Origin of the sequence: Pseudomonas sp. IT-P218 (assembly GCF_949767605.1) — a bacterium.
In the GTDB taxonomy this organism is placed as follows: domain Bacteria; phylum Pseudomonadota; class Gammaproteobacteria; order Pseudomonadales; family Pseudomonadaceae; genus Aquipseudomonas; species Aquipseudomonas putida_AE.
In genome coordinates this window covers 244,781-261,955 of the sequence record NZ_CATKQQ010000055.1, presented here as the reverse complement: position 1 = coordinate 261,955, position 17,175 = coordinate 244,781, and the positions used below count along the sequence as shown (strand labels likewise).

The 17,175-nt window shown below is 53.2% G+C and carries 18 protein-coding genes and 1 tRNA gene; 2 read left to right on the top strand and 17 right to left on the bottom strand.

The window, feature by feature from the left end:
* Nucleotides 1–2: 2 nt before the first annotated feature.
* The 7 genes from ACM6I6_RS23950 to ACM6I6_RS23920 form a co-directional block, all read right to left on the bottom strand.
* Entirely contained in the window at nucleotides 3–698 is a 696-nt protein-coding gene (locus ACM6I6_RS23950) for an HAD-IA family hydrolase (RefSeq protein ID WP_274073161.1), read from the bottom strand.
* A 632-nt stretch (nucleotides 699–1,330) separates the two neighbouring features.
* Nucleotides 1,331–1,549: a hypothetical protein gene (locus ACM6I6_RS23945; protein ID WP_274073159.1), complete on the bottom strand. Its 219-nt coding sequence runs from the start codon at nucleotides 1,547–1,549 to the stop codon at nucleotides 1,331–1,333.
* A gap of 107 nt (nucleotides 1,550–1,656) precedes the next feature.
* The gene (locus ACM6I6_RS23940; RefSeq protein ID WP_274073158.1) at nucleotides 1,657–2,124 is read right to left on the bottom strand and encodes a glycine zipper domain-containing protein; all 468 of its coding nucleotides are present in this window, start codon (nucleotides 2,122–2,124) and stop codon (nucleotides 1,657–1,659) included.
* 113 nt (nucleotides 2,125–2,237) lie between these two features.
* Nucleotides 2,238–2,606 carry a hypothetical protein gene (locus tag ACM6I6_RS23935; protein ID WP_047531564.1) on the bottom strand — a complete coding sequence of 123 codons (369 nt, stop codon included), beginning with the start codon at nucleotides 2,604–2,606 and terminating at the stop codon, nucleotides 2,238–2,240.
* A 312-nt stretch (nucleotides 2,607–2,918) separates the two neighbouring features.
* Nucleotides 2,919–3,107 (bottom strand): hypothetical protein, encoded by a 189-nt coding sequence (locus ACM6I6_RS23930; protein WP_274073157.1) that lies wholly within the window; start codon nucleotides 3,105–3,107, stop codon nucleotides 2,919–2,921.
* Nucleotides 3,108–3,250: 143 nt separating this feature from the next.
* Nucleotides 3,251–3,571, bottom strand: a complete 321-nt coding sequence (locus ACM6I6_RS23925) for a YbjQ family protein (protein ID WP_274073156.1) — start codon at nucleotides 3,569–3,571, stop codon at nucleotides 3,251–3,253.
* A gap of 64 nt (nucleotides 3,572–3,635) precedes the next feature.
* Entirely contained in the window at nucleotides 3,636–3,818 is a 183-nt protein-coding gene (locus ACM6I6_RS23920) for a hypothetical protein (RefSeq protein WP_274073285.1), read from the bottom strand.
* A gap of 453 nt (nucleotides 3,819–4,271) precedes the next feature.
* Here ACM6I6_RS23920 and ACM6I6_RS23915 point away from each other — a divergent pair, with 453 nt between their 5' ends.
* Together ACM6I6_RS23915 and ACM6I6_RS23910 are read left to right on the top strand one after the other, a co-directional pair.
* Nucleotides 4,272–5,762, top strand: a complete 1,491-nt coding sequence (locus ACM6I6_RS23915) for a tyrosine-type recombinase/integrase (protein ID WP_414920801.1) — start codon at nucleotides 4,272–4,274, stop codon at nucleotides 5,760–5,762.
* 663 nt (nucleotides 5,763–6,425) lie between these two features.
* The gene (locus ACM6I6_RS23910; protein WP_414920800.1) at nucleotides 6,426–6,794 is read left to right on the top strand and encodes a Rap1a/Tai family immunity protein; all 369 of its coding nucleotides are present in this window, start codon (nucleotides 6,426–6,428) and stop codon (nucleotides 6,792–6,794) included.
* Nucleotides 6,795–7,180: 386 nt separating this feature from the next.
* On the opposite strand, the gene ACM6I6_RS23905 is transcribed toward ACM6I6_RS23910, so the two are convergent.
* From ACM6I6_RS23905 to ACM6I6_RS23860, 10 genes are all read right to left on the bottom strand, one after another.
* A complete protein-coding gene (locus ACM6I6_RS23905) occupies nucleotides 7,181–7,750 on the bottom strand; it encodes a recombinase family protein (protein ID WP_414920799.1) in 570 nt (189 codons plus the stop codon).
* Nucleotides 7,751–7,930: 180 nt separating this feature from the next.
* A complete protein-coding gene (locus ACM6I6_RS23900) occupies nucleotides 7,931–8,149 on the bottom strand; it encodes a hypothetical protein (protein ID WP_414920798.1) in 219 nt (72 codons plus the stop codon).
* A gap of 297 nt (nucleotides 8,150–8,446) precedes the next feature.
* Nucleotides 8,447–9,259 (bottom strand): hypothetical protein, encoded by an 813-nt coding sequence (locus ACM6I6_RS23895; RefSeq protein ID WP_414920797.1) that lies wholly within the window; start codon nucleotides 9,257–9,259, stop codon nucleotides 8,447–8,449.
* Between the two features lie 236 nt (nucleotides 9,260–9,495).
* Nucleotides 9,496–10,737 (bottom strand): hypothetical protein, encoded by a 1,242-nt coding sequence (locus ACM6I6_RS23890; RefSeq protein WP_414920796.1) that lies wholly within the window; start codon nucleotides 10,735–10,737, stop codon nucleotides 9,496–9,498.
* A gap of 459 nt (nucleotides 10,738–11,196) precedes the next feature.
* Nucleotides 11,197–11,601 (bottom strand): hypothetical protein, encoded by a 405-nt coding sequence (locus ACM6I6_RS23885; protein ID WP_414920795.1) that lies wholly within the window; start codon nucleotides 11,599–11,601, stop codon nucleotides 11,197–11,199.
* A 27-nt stretch (nucleotides 11,602–11,628) separates the two neighbouring features.
* Nucleotides 11,629–11,859 carry a hypothetical protein gene (locus tag ACM6I6_RS23880; protein ID WP_414920794.1) on the bottom strand — a complete coding sequence of 77 codons (231 nt, stop codon included), beginning with the start codon at nucleotides 11,857–11,859 and terminating at the stop codon, nucleotides 11,629–11,631.
* Nucleotides 11,860–11,903: 44 nt separating this feature from the next.
* The gene (locus ACM6I6_RS23875) at nucleotides 11,904–14,129 is read right to left on the bottom strand and encodes a hypothetical protein (RefSeq protein WP_414920793.1); all 2,226 of its coding nucleotides are present in this window, start codon (nucleotides 14,127–14,129) and stop codon (nucleotides 11,904–11,906) included.
* Between the two features lie 355 nt (nucleotides 14,130–14,484).
* A complete protein-coding gene (locus ACM6I6_RS23870; protein ID WP_414920792.1) occupies nucleotides 14,485–15,042 on the bottom strand; it encodes a hypothetical protein in 558 nt (185 codons plus the stop codon).
* A gap of 606 nt (nucleotides 15,043–15,648) precedes the next feature.
* Nucleotides 15,649–16,188, bottom strand: a complete 540-nt coding sequence (locus tag ACM6I6_RS23865) for a hypothetical protein (protein WP_414920791.1) — start codon at nucleotides 16,186–16,188, stop codon at nucleotides 15,649–15,651.
* An 890-nt stretch (nucleotides 16,189–17,078) separates the two neighbouring features.
* Nucleotides 17,079–17,168 (bottom strand) — tRNA-Ser (locus ACM6I6_RS23860).
* Between the last annotated feature and the right edge of the window lie 7 nt (nucleotides 17,169–17,175).

Here is a 17,175-nt window from a genome sequence, read left to right as displayed (position 1 = left end):
CATCAGGTCCACTCAAGTGCAGGCAGGCCACAGGCATCCGGTATAAATGCCTTCAACGTACGAAGAATACCGTCGGCATGGGCGTATTTTTCGTCAGCCATCGCCGCATCCGGAATCGCAATCGCCGTCATCCCCGCCGCTTTGGCTGCCGTGACACCGAACGGCGAATCCTCGAACACCAGGCAATCCTGTGGCTCCACACCCAGGCGTCGCGCTGCCGTCAGGAAGATATCCGGCGCCGGTTTGGCCGCGCCGACGTCTGGATCATCGGCAGTGACGATGAAGTCGAACAAGGCGAACCAGTCGCGGTGCAAGGTGGTTTTCTGGCCGAACGACTGGCTCGAGGAACTGGTACCCACCGCAATGGGAATGTTATGCGCCTTCAAGTGCCGGACCAGTTGTTCCGCACCCGGCATCGCCTGCGCAGCAGGAAAACGCTCGCGCATCAGCGGCTCGCGAATCACCAGGAACTCTTCGGCGCTGATCGGCAAGTCAAGCGCCTGCACCACATAGCGCGCCAGATCACCGGCACCACGGCCGATGATGTTCTGCTTGACGCTCCAGTCGAACGTGCGTCCATAGCGCGCGGCAATCGTCGCCGTGACTTCGGTGTAGATCCCCTCGGTGTCCAGCAGCAGGCCGTCCATATCGAAAATCACGGCCTTGATCGGGCCGAATTCTTTGCACAGTGAATTCATCGCATCTGATCCGTTTTCATGACATCCCAGGCGGCTCAGTACGGCCGGCTCCGCGACAGATTAAAGGTTTCAGCAGCATAACGAGCAGCCGCTACCAAGAGCAACGGAGGAGTACGCAAAAAGCCCGGCAAATCGCCGGGCTCGTCAGTTCACTGCTGTAGATTCTTTTGGCAGGCTAACCGCCCGCTTTTTTGCCAGTCCCGCCATCCGCGGGCGCTGTGGTCCCGTCGGTAGAATTACCTGATCCTCCAGACCCACTCCCAGAACCGCTCCCCATCGAATTGCCACCGCTGGTCGAGCCGCTTTTCGTCTCCGGGCGGGTGCTGCTCCCATTGGCATCGCCTGCATTGCCATTGTTGATGGAGCCAGGCGGCAGCGCATTTTCCGGGCCAGAGCCTGCATTCATTTCAGTGGACGGTGGCATCCCGCCTTTGTCGATGGGTGCATCATTGCCAGAGGACTGGGAAAATGCCATGCCGGACCCGAGCGACAACAGACCGGCCACTGTCAGGGCCATCCATCTTGACCTGATCATGGTGCGTCTCCTTTACGAGTTGCATACCTTATGTCTGGCAACGATGTGTTGGCATGGTTGCCGCTCATTCGACAGGCGGTCTCGCACCCGACGTCGATCAGCTTGGCTCGCCGGAGGCATCCTCCCCGGCGATGTCCGGATCGCTCGGGTCTGCTTCGACATCAGAATCCGTGCGCTTGAGATCATCGTTGGGAACCTGCTCGACGCCGGGCTCGTCATCGGGCGGACGCTGGTCCCGACTCAGCGAATCGGTGGGCGAAGGCAGGGGGTATTCGGGGGTTTCGTCGATGTCGGAGACTTTTGGATCAGCGTTCATGTGACACCTCTCAACGGGCCTGAAAGCCAGGCCCTGACCGTTGGAGGGATGGGTGATCGTCAGGTTCGATCAGGGAGACCATCGGTTACGTCGCTGAGCGATGCCCGTCAGTGATGCTTGTTCTTATGTTTGTTTTTATGTTTATGGCCGCCACCGGAATGGGACCCGCCATCGTCGCTTCCCAGATTGTTGCCCACCGCACCACCGGCTGCGCCACCCAGGCCAGCACCAATGGTCGAGCCGGTGGAGCCACCCAGGCTGTTGCCGATCACCGAACCGCCTGCCGAACCTAATCCACCGCCAATCGCGGCCTCGGTGCGGCTGCCCTTGGGTGCGCCGACCGCACTGCCGGCGGCGCCGCCGACACCGGCACCAATGGCGGCGCCTGTGCTGCCGCCCATTTGTCCGCCAACCACATTGCCCAATGCACCACCAAGTCCACCGCCAACGGCGGCAGTACCGTCGCCTGCCGCCAGCGCGAACGGTGACAGAAACAATCCAAAAACAAGCGCCGGCAACGTCAAGCGTCGAGTACCTGGGTATCGCACTTCATTGCCTTTGGTTTTCGGGGTCATGGCACGCCTCGTATTTTATCGGGGGTATGGAGCATTCGAGGCGCAAACGGCAGAAACGTTCAAAACGCAAAAGCCCGGCATCAAGCCGGGCTTTTGCGTGAGATCCTTCGGGATCAGTGACGCTTGTGACCTTTGGCCAGGTTGCTGCCGACGCCGCCGCCCAGGGCGCCACCCAGGCCTGCGCCGATGGTTGAACCGGTCTTGCCACCCAGGCTGTTGCCGATCACCGAACCACCGGCAGCGCCAACGCCACCACCGATGGCAGCGCTGGTACGGTGGCCTTTCTTGGCGGCAACCGCACTGCCGGCTGCGCCAGCGACACCGGCACCAATCGCGGCACCGGTGCTGCCGCCCATGCTCTGGCCAACGACGTTACCCAGTGCGCCACCCAGGCCACCACCAACGGCGGCAGTGCCGTCGCCGGCCATTGCACCTTGAGCAACCAGAAGACCCAGAACCAGAGCAGGCAGTGTGAAACGCATGACAGAAACCTCAAAAAAATAGGGATGAAACTCAAAGGGGCGAGATTGAATGCTTTAGAGGAGACAAAGTCCAGACATGCGCGCGCTCAACCTCGTTATAGGCGACGGTTGGACAGCAATTTTGGGAAAGGTTTTATCGCAGGCAAAAAAAAGCCCGCTGGGGAACGGGCAGGGTGTTGCTTCTAACGGATGAGTTGAGCCTACGTAGGGCCTTGTGAAAAGTTTGTGAAAATAATCCAGATTAAATATTCGTTCACATTCCGGGCACAAAAAACCCCGTTCGATGACGGGGTTTGCTCGCGGGTACATTTACTACTGCCTGGCCGATTCCCTTAGCTTGGGTAGGAATTTCCCCTTCAACACTCGACAAGCCTTGGTCTTGATCTTGAGGACCTTGACCTGGTCTTCGCCGAAGCTGGCCACGTACTCCGTCTGGCCGCACTGAACGTAGTTGTTGATCGGATATTCTGCGCCGTCGTCTTCGATATACGGTTCAGTCATCGCTTCACCCCTCTCAAAAGCGGGATCGACACCGGCAAGCCCTTTGCACGAAAAATATCGATCACCAAGGATTTTGAGACTAGCCGGTCATTAACGGACTTGTAGTTCGGATCAGCGAATGCCCGACGAATGGGCAGGAACTTTCACTTCAGTCTGACTGCCGTTCCGGATACAAAAACCACCACCATGCCGCCCTTTCCTGATGGCATGCTGATCTGATAATCGAGCCCCACCACCGCATCCGCCTGCAGTGCCCGCGCTCGCTCCCTGATCTCGTCGGTGGCCTGGCTACGTGCCTCTTGCAACGCCCGCTCCAGGGTCTGGGAACGCCCGCCGAAAATATCCCGCATACCGGCAAAAAGGTCGCGGACAAGGTTGACGCCCTGCACCGACTCGGCGCTGACGATGTCCAGGTAGGCGGTGATGTGGCGGCCTTCGATTGTGTGGGTGGTCGTCGTGATCATGGGATGTCCTTGTTGTGCAGGTCGGATCTGGCCGTGCCCCCCCGGACAGACCGATCGAATAGCGTCAGAGCAACTTCACCAGTACCGCAGTGACGGTGGCTACCGTGCCAATCAGTCCGGTGGCCACCGCCACCGGGTACCAAAAGGTTTCACGGGTCATCTTGCCCGCTTCGGCGTTCAGCTTGCGCTGCTCAGCCATCAGCTTGACGATTTCCACATGAACCTTTTCAAGTTCGGCCTGCTTCATGGTGAATTCCTGCATGGCGGGTACCTTTCCATCCTGGAGTGGGCGCGTTGGGTGCTGTCATTTATTTTCACCCGGAAAACATAAAACCAATACCCTTTTCCAAGACGACTTGTTTCAAGTAGCAAGTCCCTATGAAAGCAGTTATCCACCCGACTCTCCAGCATGACGTCCTACACGCCCAGCTCATTTCCTACGGGAATTTAGGAATTACCTTTGCTCGGTTATCTGTCGCAGTTGCGCGGTGTATATGTAAATGACACGCCAAAAAACACAAAACCCCCGGCTTCTCTCGAAACCAGGGGTTCTGTTTACATCGAATTTGGCGGTGAAGGAGAGATTCGAATTAATCGACCTTTTCGACCAACAACCGCCTTATTCCGGGGCTTTCAGCGTGCATAGTAGTACTATCGAGTAGTACAATCCGCTGTACCACTCCCCCTCCACGGCGCTCACATGGCAGACAACCTCATCCAGAAGGCAGGCGAATCCACTTGGTATGTCCGGCTGCAAGTCCCGGCTGATGTGCAGGATAAGCTTGGCGCCAAGGTGTTGATCAAGTCACTGAAGACCGGGCTACGGAAGGTAGCCATGGATGCACGCCTGCCCATCCTCGCGGCGTGGAAGGCTCAGATCAAGGCAGCTCGTGAAGGCACACCAATGCCAGCCGACTGGCAAGACAACTTCCTCACGAGATTGCACGACATCGATCAGCTCGTCACCCAGTCTCAAATGGATGCGATGCGGGGCGTGGTGGACGACACGGCTGAAGTTACAGACCGAGAACTGGAGGCGTTCGCGAAACTCGGTCCTGAAATTACATCGATACTCGTCGACATCCATCGAGTGAGGGAACAACAACCCAGAGGTGACTTCAGATTCATTGAAGACCTAGGGGTGTTTTCAAAACTGCTGGCGAAGGCCAAGCTCACAAGCGGGTATCAGGTATCACCAGAGCAAGAAGCTGAAGCTGACGCATTGATTGCTGATCCAGCAAGCTACAAGGCCAGATCGCCCATCACCCCTGCACGAGTGAAAGCCTTCCGTGAGTTCAGGGAGGCTCGCAGCACCAACACGAAACACATCGATCAGCAAGTGGGCAAGATGGAACGGCTGTCAGCCTTCTTGAAGAAAGAGGGACTGCCCCTCAACTTCGACACGGTAGACGCATGGCTGAAGTCGTTGGATCGCGCGCCAGCGACGTTAGGTCAGTACCTCATGGCGGGCACTGCGTTCTGGAAGTGGGCAACGAAGTACGATGCGGCATTGCGCGATGAGTACAAGGACAAGGTAAATCCATTCGTGGGACATGAGCTGCCACAGGGCGGTGGGTCTGAGCTAGCCGGGCAAGATCGAGAAATCTACACGAGGGACGATACCCTCAAACTGCATCAAGCCGCTCTGGATAACAAAGACAAGCCGCTGGCAGACCTCATCGCACTTGGCTGGTACACCGGGGCCAGGATCGAAGAACTCTGCCAGCTCAGCAAAAACAGCGTGATCACTGTCGATGGCATCCGGTGCTTCGATTTCCCGAAGAGCAAGAGCAAGGCGAGCAAGCGTGTCTTGCCGATCCATCCGAGCTTGTTGCCCATCGTTGAGCGCCTATGCGAAGACACCACAGACACGTACCTGATCCCCACAGACTCAGGTGACAAGTATGGCAAGCGCTCCCATGCAGCTTCCAAGGCGTTCGGAAGGCTGCGTAAGAAAGCAGGATTCAGCGACCGCCACGTCTTTCATGGAATTCGTCACACCGTGGTAACCGAACTGATCAGGGCTGATGTGCCAGATGCCTTGACGAAGGAATTGGTTGGACACGAAACCGGCTCAGTGACGCATGACGTGTATTCAAAGGGCGCGAGTACAGCTCAGAAGCTGGCAGCGATCTCCAAACTCCCATCACTAGACCAACCCCGCGCCAGCACCTCAGACGAACCCCAATGATTACGGGGGAATGAAGGTGCATCGCTGCGCTGAATTACGGCACTAATATGTATACCGGTGGGGCACCCTCGCACTCTGCGAAGGGTGAACACACAGCGGAGCTGTAGACAGGGATACACGTAGAAGGGATCAACCGAAAGCGCACGCTTTCAACAGTACCCAGCGTAGGACGTAGCACCTTCGATCTTCGATCAGACGAACATCCATTAACAATCACCCACAATCCGCTTCGCTTCTGCCTTTGCTCTTGTCTGGAGTGTGCACACCCGAATGCGTGAGCATTCAATAGGACTACCGGTGAGCGAAGCTCAAGGCAGGATCACCCCTAGGTTGTTGTGATGATGATTAATGAATGTCTTGACCTACTCAACGTGACTACTACTACGTTGAACTCCGTTCACAAGGGAATCCAGTCGTTAGCTCACGCTAACCGTGCATACCGCTTACAGCTCACGCTGTACGTGCATCACTCTGCGAGCGATCCCCTACGGTATACATATTAGGTCGTTAATTCTGCGCGAAGGGTGCCCATTTGCACCCCGTGTTTGCTGGACGTTGCACGAGTCCCCGGCGCAGCATTTTGCTCCAGGACGAACGTGTGACCTGATGGCAGCCCGCCATTGCACCCGGTAACATGCCCCATTCACCTAGAAGGAAGACATCATGAAGGCATGGATCGGTGCTGTGGCACTAGTGGGGGCGCTGGCAAGTGGTCAGGCGATGGCAGACGGAAATCAACTACTCGGGCAGTGCCAAGCAGCCGTGCGCATGATGGACGGAGCAGATAAGGGGAATCCGGGCTTCAATGTTGGCTACTGCATGGGACAAGTGACCGGTGTCATGGACATGCTCTCCGTCCACTCAGATGAAATTTTAGTGCGGTATCGGCCATGCATGCCCGACGGAGGCATCCAGTACGGACAGGGAATAAGGATCGTCGTCCAGTTCCTAAAAGAGAACCCAAAGCTGCTCCAGTTGGAGGCCTCGACACTGATTAACATGGCACTCAAAGACGCCTACCCCTGCAAGTGACCAAGGCCGTTTTCCACAGGATCTTGGCCCGCCGTTTCGGACAGACATGCATGGGGTGGGGGTCGATCTGTACGCCAGCCAGAAAATAATGATGGGACTCACCCGGCGTGTCGTACTGCATCCAGCGAAGACGGGCACTGCCCACGCCGGGCGAGCGTGGCGATTGTATGAGATTTGCTCAGAAACCGCCGAAGTGATGAGCAAGGCTACTGCTGCCTACATGAGAATCGTTCTTAATTCTAAAATAAATCTTCCGCCCTTCTGGAGCAGTCTGTGAGGCTCTACAGCACCCACTACACACCAGCCTGTAACGGTGCTTTCTCTGGGTCAAAGGTGTGACGAAGGGTCACTAGAATGACCCTGTAGAACGGCAGAGCGCGGGCTTATCAACCCTTGTTCCAGTGACGCTTGATGGTGGCAATACCCAGTGACAGCGCCTTAGCTGCCTGTGCCTGCGTCATGTCTTCAGCCTTGCAACGGAGTACATCCTTCGTTGTGTCGAGGGCTTCAGGTCTGCCCAGTTTCTTACCTTCTGACTTGGCACGAGCCAAACCAGTCTGTGTACGCTCAATCAGAAGGTCACGTTCGAACTCAGCCACAGCCCCCAGCACTTGCATGGTCATCTTGCCTGCTGGCGATGTCAGGTCTACGCCACCCAGAGCCAAGCAGTGAACACGGATGCCGGTAGCGGCCAGATGCTCAACGGTTTGGCGTACATCCATGGCGTTACGACCGAGACGGTCGAGCTTGGTCACGATTAGCACGTCACCACTCTCCATGCGTTCCAAGAGCTTCTGGAAGCCGGGGCGTTCCTTTGCGGCAACACTCCCTGACACGGTTTCTTCAACTACACGGCTTGCCTGCACATCGAAGCCAGCGGCCTTCACTTCTTGCACTTGGTTCTCAGTGAATTGCAGGGCGGTGCTGACACGGCAGTAGAGGAATGTGCGGGACATGGCGGGAATCTCCTTGGCATCGTTTAACGTGGTATCAGTGTACCAGCGTATCGATAATCCAAGAAGCCTATTTAAACGATACCAAATACCGTCTGTCTGGAACGTATCGTTTGACGGTCGATTGTTGATACCAGTGGAGCAGCCGTTGTTGATCAGGCTCGGGCTGCGATTCCTACCGGGTTAGGCGTTAGCGTTCAGCTCAGACTGGAAGCGGCGGCCACGGAGTGTGATTGCGATGTTCATGAAGCTATCGCCATCGTCAGCACCACTGTAGAGGGCGGTGACATGTCCCGCGTCTCTCAGCTCCTTGATGGTGGCGTAGCTGGGTGTGGAGGTTTCATCGACTGCATCCAGTGGTGCAACAACGAGGGCGTTCAAAGCGTCTTTGTACAGGTTCATATGTCGTCTCAAAGCGAGGGAGTCGATCACCGAAAGTCGGATAATTACGATTTCGCTTGACAAAATGATAACACACCTTTTTGACCCGTTTTTTGGGCACCTGCCCTGCACGAATTTGAAGATGATGAGCGTAATGTGAAATTCTGGTGCAAAAACTCCAATCTCACGCACTGGAAGCGAAAAGCTTAACCATCCAAAGCGGGAAGGCCCGTGGAATGCGGGCTGTACCCATGGGCTCTCATCTGCTCCAGGTCAACCGCGTGATAAACGCTAGGGTTTCGGAGGGTAAAAGGAGGGTTATCGAGAGGTTTTCTCTGGCGGAGTGGCGATGACTGGAAAGCAGAGTGCCGTCCCGATCTCGATTGGCCTGTGCTTGAGCACATCAGCAATGCCGATACGCTTGAATTCCTCCAGTACCATCGTGGCAGCGGTATCACAGAGGCGAATCATGCTGTTCGCGTACGTCGCTGATTTATCACTGGAAGCATACAAGAACTTCAAGCAAGGCGGCAGGTAGAACTCCCCATAGTACGGTTCCTTGCCAGAGTTAATGTCAACGTGCTTGCCCAGCTCGCTGTCTACGATCATCCCGATTTTCCAGCTTTCAACGAAGAGCGGATCAAGACTCCTAGTGATCGCTAAGTGCCATCCAACAGGTTCATTCTTGGCTTCATGGTCTGTGTTCAAGATGATGTAGCTAGCATGGTGGTCGTAATGGATGTCTGACCCTAGCGAGCGTAGATGCTCCTTCACCACGTAAATGCTGCAAACGCTCACCCTGTACCCCTGATGAATCTCGACAAGCGTATTGGTGTCAACGGCCATCAGGTAATCGAAGCGCGTCTCCAGCTCAGCGAAATCGCTCAGAGACATCGAGAAGTCGTTGGCCGGGGCAGAATAAAGGACCTTGTCATCTTTACCCTCTCGCTTGTGCGTGATCTGGCGACGAATGCTGCTTGGGTCAATCTCAGGAATATTCAGCTGCTGGGTCTTTGGATCATATTCCAACGTGAGCGACGAGACGTTCTCTATCACTTGTCCGTACACGTAGTGGTCCCGTGGAATTTTCTGCTGACCTTGCTTACTTTTTTTCCCGTCCTTCTTCGCCATGGGGCAGCGTCCTTCCTGATGATTTGGCGGCATTGTAGCTGCTTTCACCGGGTTGATCGCCCTTGGTTTTAGGACACTTTTAGGGGGGTCAATATGGCTGGAGGCCCCGGTTTATAAGGCCTGTAGCGATGCTGCCTCGTCGAAGCACTACTATCAGAGATAGTTGCAGTAGGCGTGTTACGTTTCTCTGGGCAACAGAAAGCCCCACCATTGCTGGCAGGGCTCAAACGGATGTATCAGAACGGTGGCAGATCTGGTGTTGCTTCCCACACTGGGGCAACCATCGGACGACGATAATCATTATCTGGGGCTTCACTGTCGAGCATGATGCTCAAGGTCGCCAACACTCTTGCCGGGGCAACCTGCACAACCACCTTCCGCACTGGGAAAGTGATCGGTGCATACGCTGGGATACGCTCCAAGACCTCTGGTACGAAGTCACCGCCATAAGCGTTGATAGTGTCGTAGTCGATGACAGGGGTGTTTCGGTCTAACAGGGAATCAAGAGCGTCTTGCACATCTCCAACTGACTTGCCGTGTAACAGGTCGAACAGCGCTCGCTCTTCAGATGCTTCAATGGCCCAGGAATTCTTATAGGTCTTCAGTTCGTTGAGCCGTTTGATTTCATCAAACACTTCCTGTAGCTCTGGACGGTATTTCACGTGACGCTCCAGTTCGTGATACAAAACATCGAATGGTTTGAACGTATACCGCTTGATGGCAAACGTATTTCCGAGCTTGTCTTGCAACTGATTCTTCAAGTTCGACAGAGCTACCGTTGTCATGTCCGGCAATGCGGCGATGTGCTTCCGATGTTCTGGGTTAGCTGGGTCTAGGTTGTCACTCAGCCAATCCAAGTGCTTGCTTCTCTGGGAGGGTTGAAGCTTGGCAATACGAACAAGATCATCAACCACCTCTTCGCCTAGGTATGCAATCACCCGGTCAAGCACTTCACCTTCTGGCTCATCAGCATAGATGTGATGTTTTGGCAGAATGCTTGTTCGGCTGATCTTCTTACCGTGACCGAAATACTGTGTACCGTGAGCCTTATTCAAACTTTTAGGAGCGACACACAGGTTCTCCGCACACAACAGACCAAGGGTGGTTGGACTTTCAACACAGGCGATGTGGGAAATTTCGAAGTCACGGCGCTCACCGTAGCTGTTAGCCTTGAATGAATACTTCCAAACCTCGTATAACGACACTAACGACTCAACGGTATGCCCTGTTAACACTTGCAGAGTCTGGGCACGCTTACACTCTCTGGCGAGATAGAAGAAGAACGGCGTGCGTCTGGCTTTGTCGATCCGATTAACACGAGGGCGCTTCTTGTTTTGGACCTTGGTGGAACATCCAGCCTTACAGTAAAGCTTCTTAGATGCTGGAGCTACTTTGAATTGCTTCTTGCACTCTGGGTTCTTGCAGTAGCGTGATTGACGCGTGTTCTTAGTCTTTGTTGTTTGTGTTGCGGTGGTCATGTTGTGTCCCCTCTGGGTTGACTGAATGTGATTTCTTTAATGATGAGTCGCTGGCATGTCGGCATACTGGCGAACAAAACGGTTTGAACTTCTTGCTGGCGAAGACATGTGAACAGCACATGCACGTGTAATTCTTCATGCTGTAAGCCCCTGTAGTGCACTCTCAGGATTGCTGTCGAATGACAGTATCCAACGTGTTACCCCGTACTTAGTCTCGACGGCATGCCGCCAGACTCGTTTACCGCTCGCTCTCGCCATGGCGTATGCAACCGCCATAGCTTCAGCGGCATTGCTGTAGATTGTGTTCACTTGTTTCTCCTGTGTTGTTTGAAATGCTGTCGCATTTAAATAGGACACCAAATTAGGCTTTAACCCTTATGGAACGTGGCTTACACGGTAGCGGCACCACTATCAAAGATAGTTGCAGTAGGCGTGTCCTTGTTTGTGTGTAGCCACGGTTTAACTCAACGCGATAATGGTGAATGATCCGTTTAGCGGAAGCGGGTTAACGCTGGCTGATGTTGAGTTCTGGCGGACTGTGTAATCACAGCTTGTCGCAGTGATGTTGGTCAGATTGAAACTTGAAGTGTGATCAGGTGAAACCCCTTCCACTACTCCCAGGAGCTTCGGTGGAGTGGTTAAACCTTTGTCGGCATAGCTGATAGTGCCTCTGGCATAAGTTGGTCCATTTGGGGCTTCTACGTCGCCTACGACTGGCACAGTGATTCGGAATAGAATCGGGTTACTGTCGGTGCCAGTTAGGGCGTGGAAATAGCCCATCTCGGCAGCTTGCAGCGTGCCGAATCTGGCGAGTGCTCGGTACAGGTCATCGACCGTTACATCTGTTACTGTTTCATATGTCATGTGTAATTCCTTGTGTTTGATGTGGTGTTATTTGGTTTGGTTGTGCATGGCTTTGCTGACTTCACGTTCAACTGTTGTCATCACGAATGACTTGATTTGTTCTCGCTCATCAGCAAACTGGTGCTGTACTTGGTTGCGGTGCTCTAAGACCAACTTTGCTGCTGATACTCTGGCATATGTCTCTGCCGTATCTACGGCGAACACTACGAAGCCTAAAAGCGTGCAGGCGAATACCACCGCCTTGATTATCGGACTCATTACGACTCCTTGGTTAATTGTGGAAAGCCTGTTTGCACAGGCTGTTATTCTGTCTCGGCACCAAGTTGGGTGTTGGTTGTTTGTAGTGCCTGAGAGAGTCCCTGTTTAAACGCATCCTGAGAGAACTTGGCAATGTCTTCGGCAGACGCATCAGTCTTGGCTGTAACATTCACTGTCACCGCTGGTACTGTAATGTTGTTCGTGACAACTTCTTTCGTAGGGCCAGGTGCATCCTTCAAACTTACTGGATAACTCACCTCGGAAGTTGCCTGTGCACGTTTCATTGCTGATGCAGCATCAAATGTTTGCAACGCATCAGGGCGGAATCTACGAAGTTGCCCATCAGCCATATCACCAGCATCAAGCTCCTTGAATACGTTCTCCAACTTCATTGCAACTTGATTCAACCCTAACAGGTCTTTCTCTGGAACCTTCACATCAGCCCAGCGAGTTCGATTTTCTTCGGCAATTGCCTTGGGGTCTTTACCATCAAACATCCAGTTCCACAGCTTGCTAATAGGATCAGCAGCGTGGGCGTCTAGACGCATCTGTTCCGTTTGTGGAGTTGCGTTCTGATTGGGAAGCGTAATGATTCCATCAGCACCGCCAGCAGTAGCGAGGGAAGCAGCTCGCTGCTCTGGTGTCTTCTCTGTTCCGTCAGCATCTTTGCCAGTGATGAATCGTACTAGAGCCGTCTTGAACTTGGTTAACCCAATATCCATATCCAGCAATGCGGCATTAACCGGCTTCATGGCTTCTGCAAGTTCACGCTCCGCTTGAATCCGTTCGTGAATGACACCCTTTAACTCATCACTGCTGTTAATCTCGTTCTGGTTCATGTACTTGACGTTATCAGCACGGGTTTGATCAGCATCGATGCTCTTCATCTGTTTGGCTAGAACATCTTGGTTGGCGTTCAGGTAGTTCGCCATACCCTGATCAAAGTCTTTAGCGAGGATGTTCCCCTTGGTCACTTGGGCCTTGAACCAACCGGCCTGTTCCTCAGTTTTGCCCTTGAACTTCAACCGTGTTGCAGCAGCTTGCCTAATGGAACTGGCGACAGGTCCACCAATGGCATCAAACAGGTCGTTTACGTCTGACCCTTCGGGACGCCCTTTCGCGCGAATTTGGGTAAGTTGATACGCAGCACGCTTCTGTTGCTCCTTGTCCAACGCAGCAGCACGGAACACAGCACTCTGATCTTCATAGATCTTGGTGGCCTGTTCCAATGTCTTGCCAATGGCAATCTGACCTTGAACGAAGCTCGCATACACCTTGGCCGACTCCACAGACAATTCCATACCGTACTTGTTGCTAATCTCAACAAACTTGTCACGGCTGTACTTCTGGTTAAGCGGGTTCTTTCCACCACTGGTTTCCAGAGCTGTATTAAACTGTTCCGCTGTGCTGGCGTCTGTCTGGCGCTGCTTGATTCGTTCGTTGGCGTAAGCCATGGCACTTATTAGCGTGTACAACGCAGCTCCAGCGACTCCCAGGGCGATTGAGAACGAACCAAGGCCGAAGTCAGCACTCTTGGCTGGGGCGTTTCGGTTGGCTTCCCAGTGGCTCTGGCGGGATGCTGCCCAGTTAAACCGTTCGGTCCGTTGCTGGTGTGCCTCTGTCTGTCGTTGCTCACGCAATTTGGCCTGTTGTTGGGATGCTTGGAACTTGTGGGCAGCCCTCATCCCTCTTTCACGGGCTTCATTCAATGCGAGTTCAACACGCTGTGTGGCTGTGAGGCTCTGTACGTGCTTCTGTTGCATGATCGAAGTCTTAACCTGCTGCTGGGCTAGCCTTTGCTCTAACCCTGCCTGACGGGCCTTAGCGGCTGCCAGAGAAGATGAATTCTTAATCTCTTGGCCTTGAGCCTTTAACCGTTCTAAGTTGGCCTTGTGGGCCTTTGCATCAGCTACAGCAGCAGCCTGTTTATCTTTGATAGCCTGTGTAGCGAAGAATGCATTCTGCTTGGCCCCGGCAAACTGCAACTTCTGTTGGGCTAGTTCCGCTGCAAACGTGTATCGCTTGGCCTTAGCTACAGCCGTTTCCAACTGTAGCTCTCGGTTCAAGGAATGGCGTATTGAGGCATTTTGTTTCTGTGCCTGTTCCTTCGGGGCAACTCCAAGCTTCTTGGCAAGTGCATCAGCCTGAGCCGACATACGTTTCATACGCTGTTCAACTTGGGTCAAGCTGGCGTTGAATCGTTGCAACCCTGACAAATCAACTTGGAAGTTTAATAGGCCCGTGAGCTTGGCGATGTTATCTGCAATCATGAGCGAGATGCCCCATAACGACGCAGCCCAACAACTGGCACATATTGAGTCTCTAACGCTAGATGCACGAAGTCACGAATGACTTGGCGGCCAGTCCCACTGTATAGATGCTCCGACTCTTGAAACATACTCGACAGAATACGCTCAAGGATACTAGGACCAGCGACAAACAATAAAACGCCATTATCTATGCGAAGCCAAACAGCGTGATATTCAACTGTTGGCAGCAAACGCCTCAGGCGCTCTCTCATGCTCTTACAGCAAGCTCGCATATCAGTTTCGCCGGATAACACAAAAGCGTTACGACTCGGATACACGTACAACTTTGATAAATGATTGTCTAACGACCCCTTCATTATTTACTTCCTTTCAGACTTGCACGGACAGCCGCACGAGTTACGCCAAGAGCAGCTTCCACTTCTTTGCGAATGGTTGCTGCTGTCTCTTCTGCTTCCTTGGCTTCTTGCTCGGCCTTCTTGCGTGCTGCATTAGCCAACTGGAGTTGCACTTCTCGCTCTACAATTTCTTCGTTCTCGTGTGCGACTCTTGCACGCAACTTGGCTTCAGCTTCTGCGTACAACGCTTTCAAGTCTTCCTCTTGCTGATCAACAGGCTTCATCAGCCAGACATTGAAGAATGTTGAGCTAACGCAATAGGTCGGGGTGCTAGAGCGTGTCCAACCTTCACCCATCTTTGCCAACACTAAGTCCAAAAGCTCATCTACACCATGAGAGGCGACGAACTCAACGATGGCACCACGCATCCAACGACGTGGCAAATTACCTGATTCATCTGCTTGACCTTGGAAGTCCACACCATGGCCCTCCACACGTTGCATGTATAAATGTTTGGCTTCATCCTTAGCGGCTTGGATGTGTTGTGCGGTAACGGTTTTCAATACTTGTTGTGTCATGTTTTGTTTACTCCATAGATGTTGTTTGCCCGAATGATGGGCGATAGGATGCCAAGGCCAGGAATAGGCTGTGATATGGCGATATTGGTGTTTTAGATGCCCGAAATACGGGGCTTACAGCGAGGTAAAACAGCGACCCTGTACCCTAGGTAGGGGTAGGTGTTTTTACGGGTGTTTAACCCAATGATTCCAAGAAGGCTGGTGACACATTCGCTAGTTCACCAACAGACACAAGAGCGCCGTTGCGGTTCTTCCTGCCTGCTAGCTTGAAGAATTTGGTTAGTACCGCGTCCGATACTTTGATGAAACGGAAGTTGTGATTGTCAGTCGGAGGTTCTGTTGAGGTGGTGACGTTAACGATTAGGGATGATGCTTGGTGGATCACGATGTAGTTTGACATTGGTATTCTCTCTCATGTTGTGGGTTGCCCTCCTTTTGGGTGTGTATTGAATGTGTATGCGTTAACGCGATTTACGTGGGTAGTACAGGTCGATCACTCTGATGTGTACGCCCAGAGCATCGGCTATTTCGCTAGCACTCATCTTGTGGCAGTTGCGGTAGATATACGCTCGGATTTGCTCAGCAGTGGCAGCTACACGCTGCTCTTCAACTGATGTCATCTGTTTGTTCCTCTTGTTGTTTAATAAAGCCGAGAGACTTCAACAAGGCTTCAGCAGAGGCCAGGTCCGTCATATCGATTGTCATACCCGGATGTTTAACACGGCATTCAGCATATGCAGCATCTGCCAGTTGTTGTCGTTCTTTCAGGATAAGGCTGTGTTCTTCTACGCTGCCCTCTCCACCCTCTGGCACATAGAGCCCAACCAAGCGGCACAGCTCTTCGCGAATGAGTTTGGCAACAACGGAACTGTGTACAGCGTTATCTAACACACGCGGACTCTTTCCATCATTGGATTCATCAAGGTAGCAAGTTACAAGTGCACGGACGATGCTAGCGAACTCCGAACGCTCTTGCCCCGCCACTCCATCCATGTGCTTGTTGAACACCGCCAGAAGATCGTAGTACATGTCCTGAAGGTTGATAACCGAATATGGGCGAGACTCTTCCTTGCGGTAGTTCAATGTAACCTGTGGCTGGGCCTGATAGCGTGCCATTCGTTCTTTATGCGTTAGAATCCTGTTCATGTTTTTCCTCCTGTGGCTGTGGGTTGATCTTGTCGAGGTTGATTAGCTGGCGCTTCTTGGAGCGGTGGAACTCTTTGTTGCATGTCTGCGAACAGTACAACGCTCGCTGGGTCTTACTTGGGAATGGCGTGCAGCAGTGCTTACACAGCCGAATAACTACGGCCATATGTTCTCCTATGGAATATGGGTGATTGGGTATGTGGGGTGGAACGGAATTACAAACAAAGAAAACGGATACAGAGTTTGGGGCTCTGTATCCGCTCAAGTACATCGTTGTCTTTGGTTCGATGGTGTTGCGAATTTGTGCCGCTGGTAGATTAATCCTTAACACTTGCGGCGTAGCGTCGAGGTACGGCACCACCCGCCTCTACCAAGTTTGTAGCCATATCACCGGTTGGACACTGGAGCCCTCCACCAAATGGATTAGGGCGGCTGTTCGGTCTGTGTGGAAACGCCAGTCACCGAACGGAGCGGGGTCGGATCTCTCCAACCACCCCTCCTGCACTAATTGTACCACATACTGGCTACCTGTCAAGCACTATTTGCACATTAATGCAACATCTTTTTCGCTATTAGAAGACAATTTTCGATAGCTACAATGATGAAACCCATGCCCTGCTTGGATTGTAGGCGATTCTGGTTAACCAACTGCCGCACATTACCTGACGAACGGTAGGTGCAGGCAAAGCACAGAGCGTGACATGGCTGGGGGCGTGATCGGATCAACGGTAGGGGTCTAGGAGATGCTTGGGGTATGCGAGGGAGAAACGGCAACGCCCTGTGGATAACGGAGCGCCGGAAGGCGGGATGTGATGAGTGGTACAACCGAGTAGTACAATCGGAAATGAAAAAGCCCCGCAAACCATTGATTTGCGGGGCTTTTCAGAATGTGGCGGTGAAGGAGAGATTCGAACTCTCGATACAGTTTCCTGTATACACACTTTCCAGGCGTGCTCCTTAAGCCACTCGGACACTTCACCGTATCTC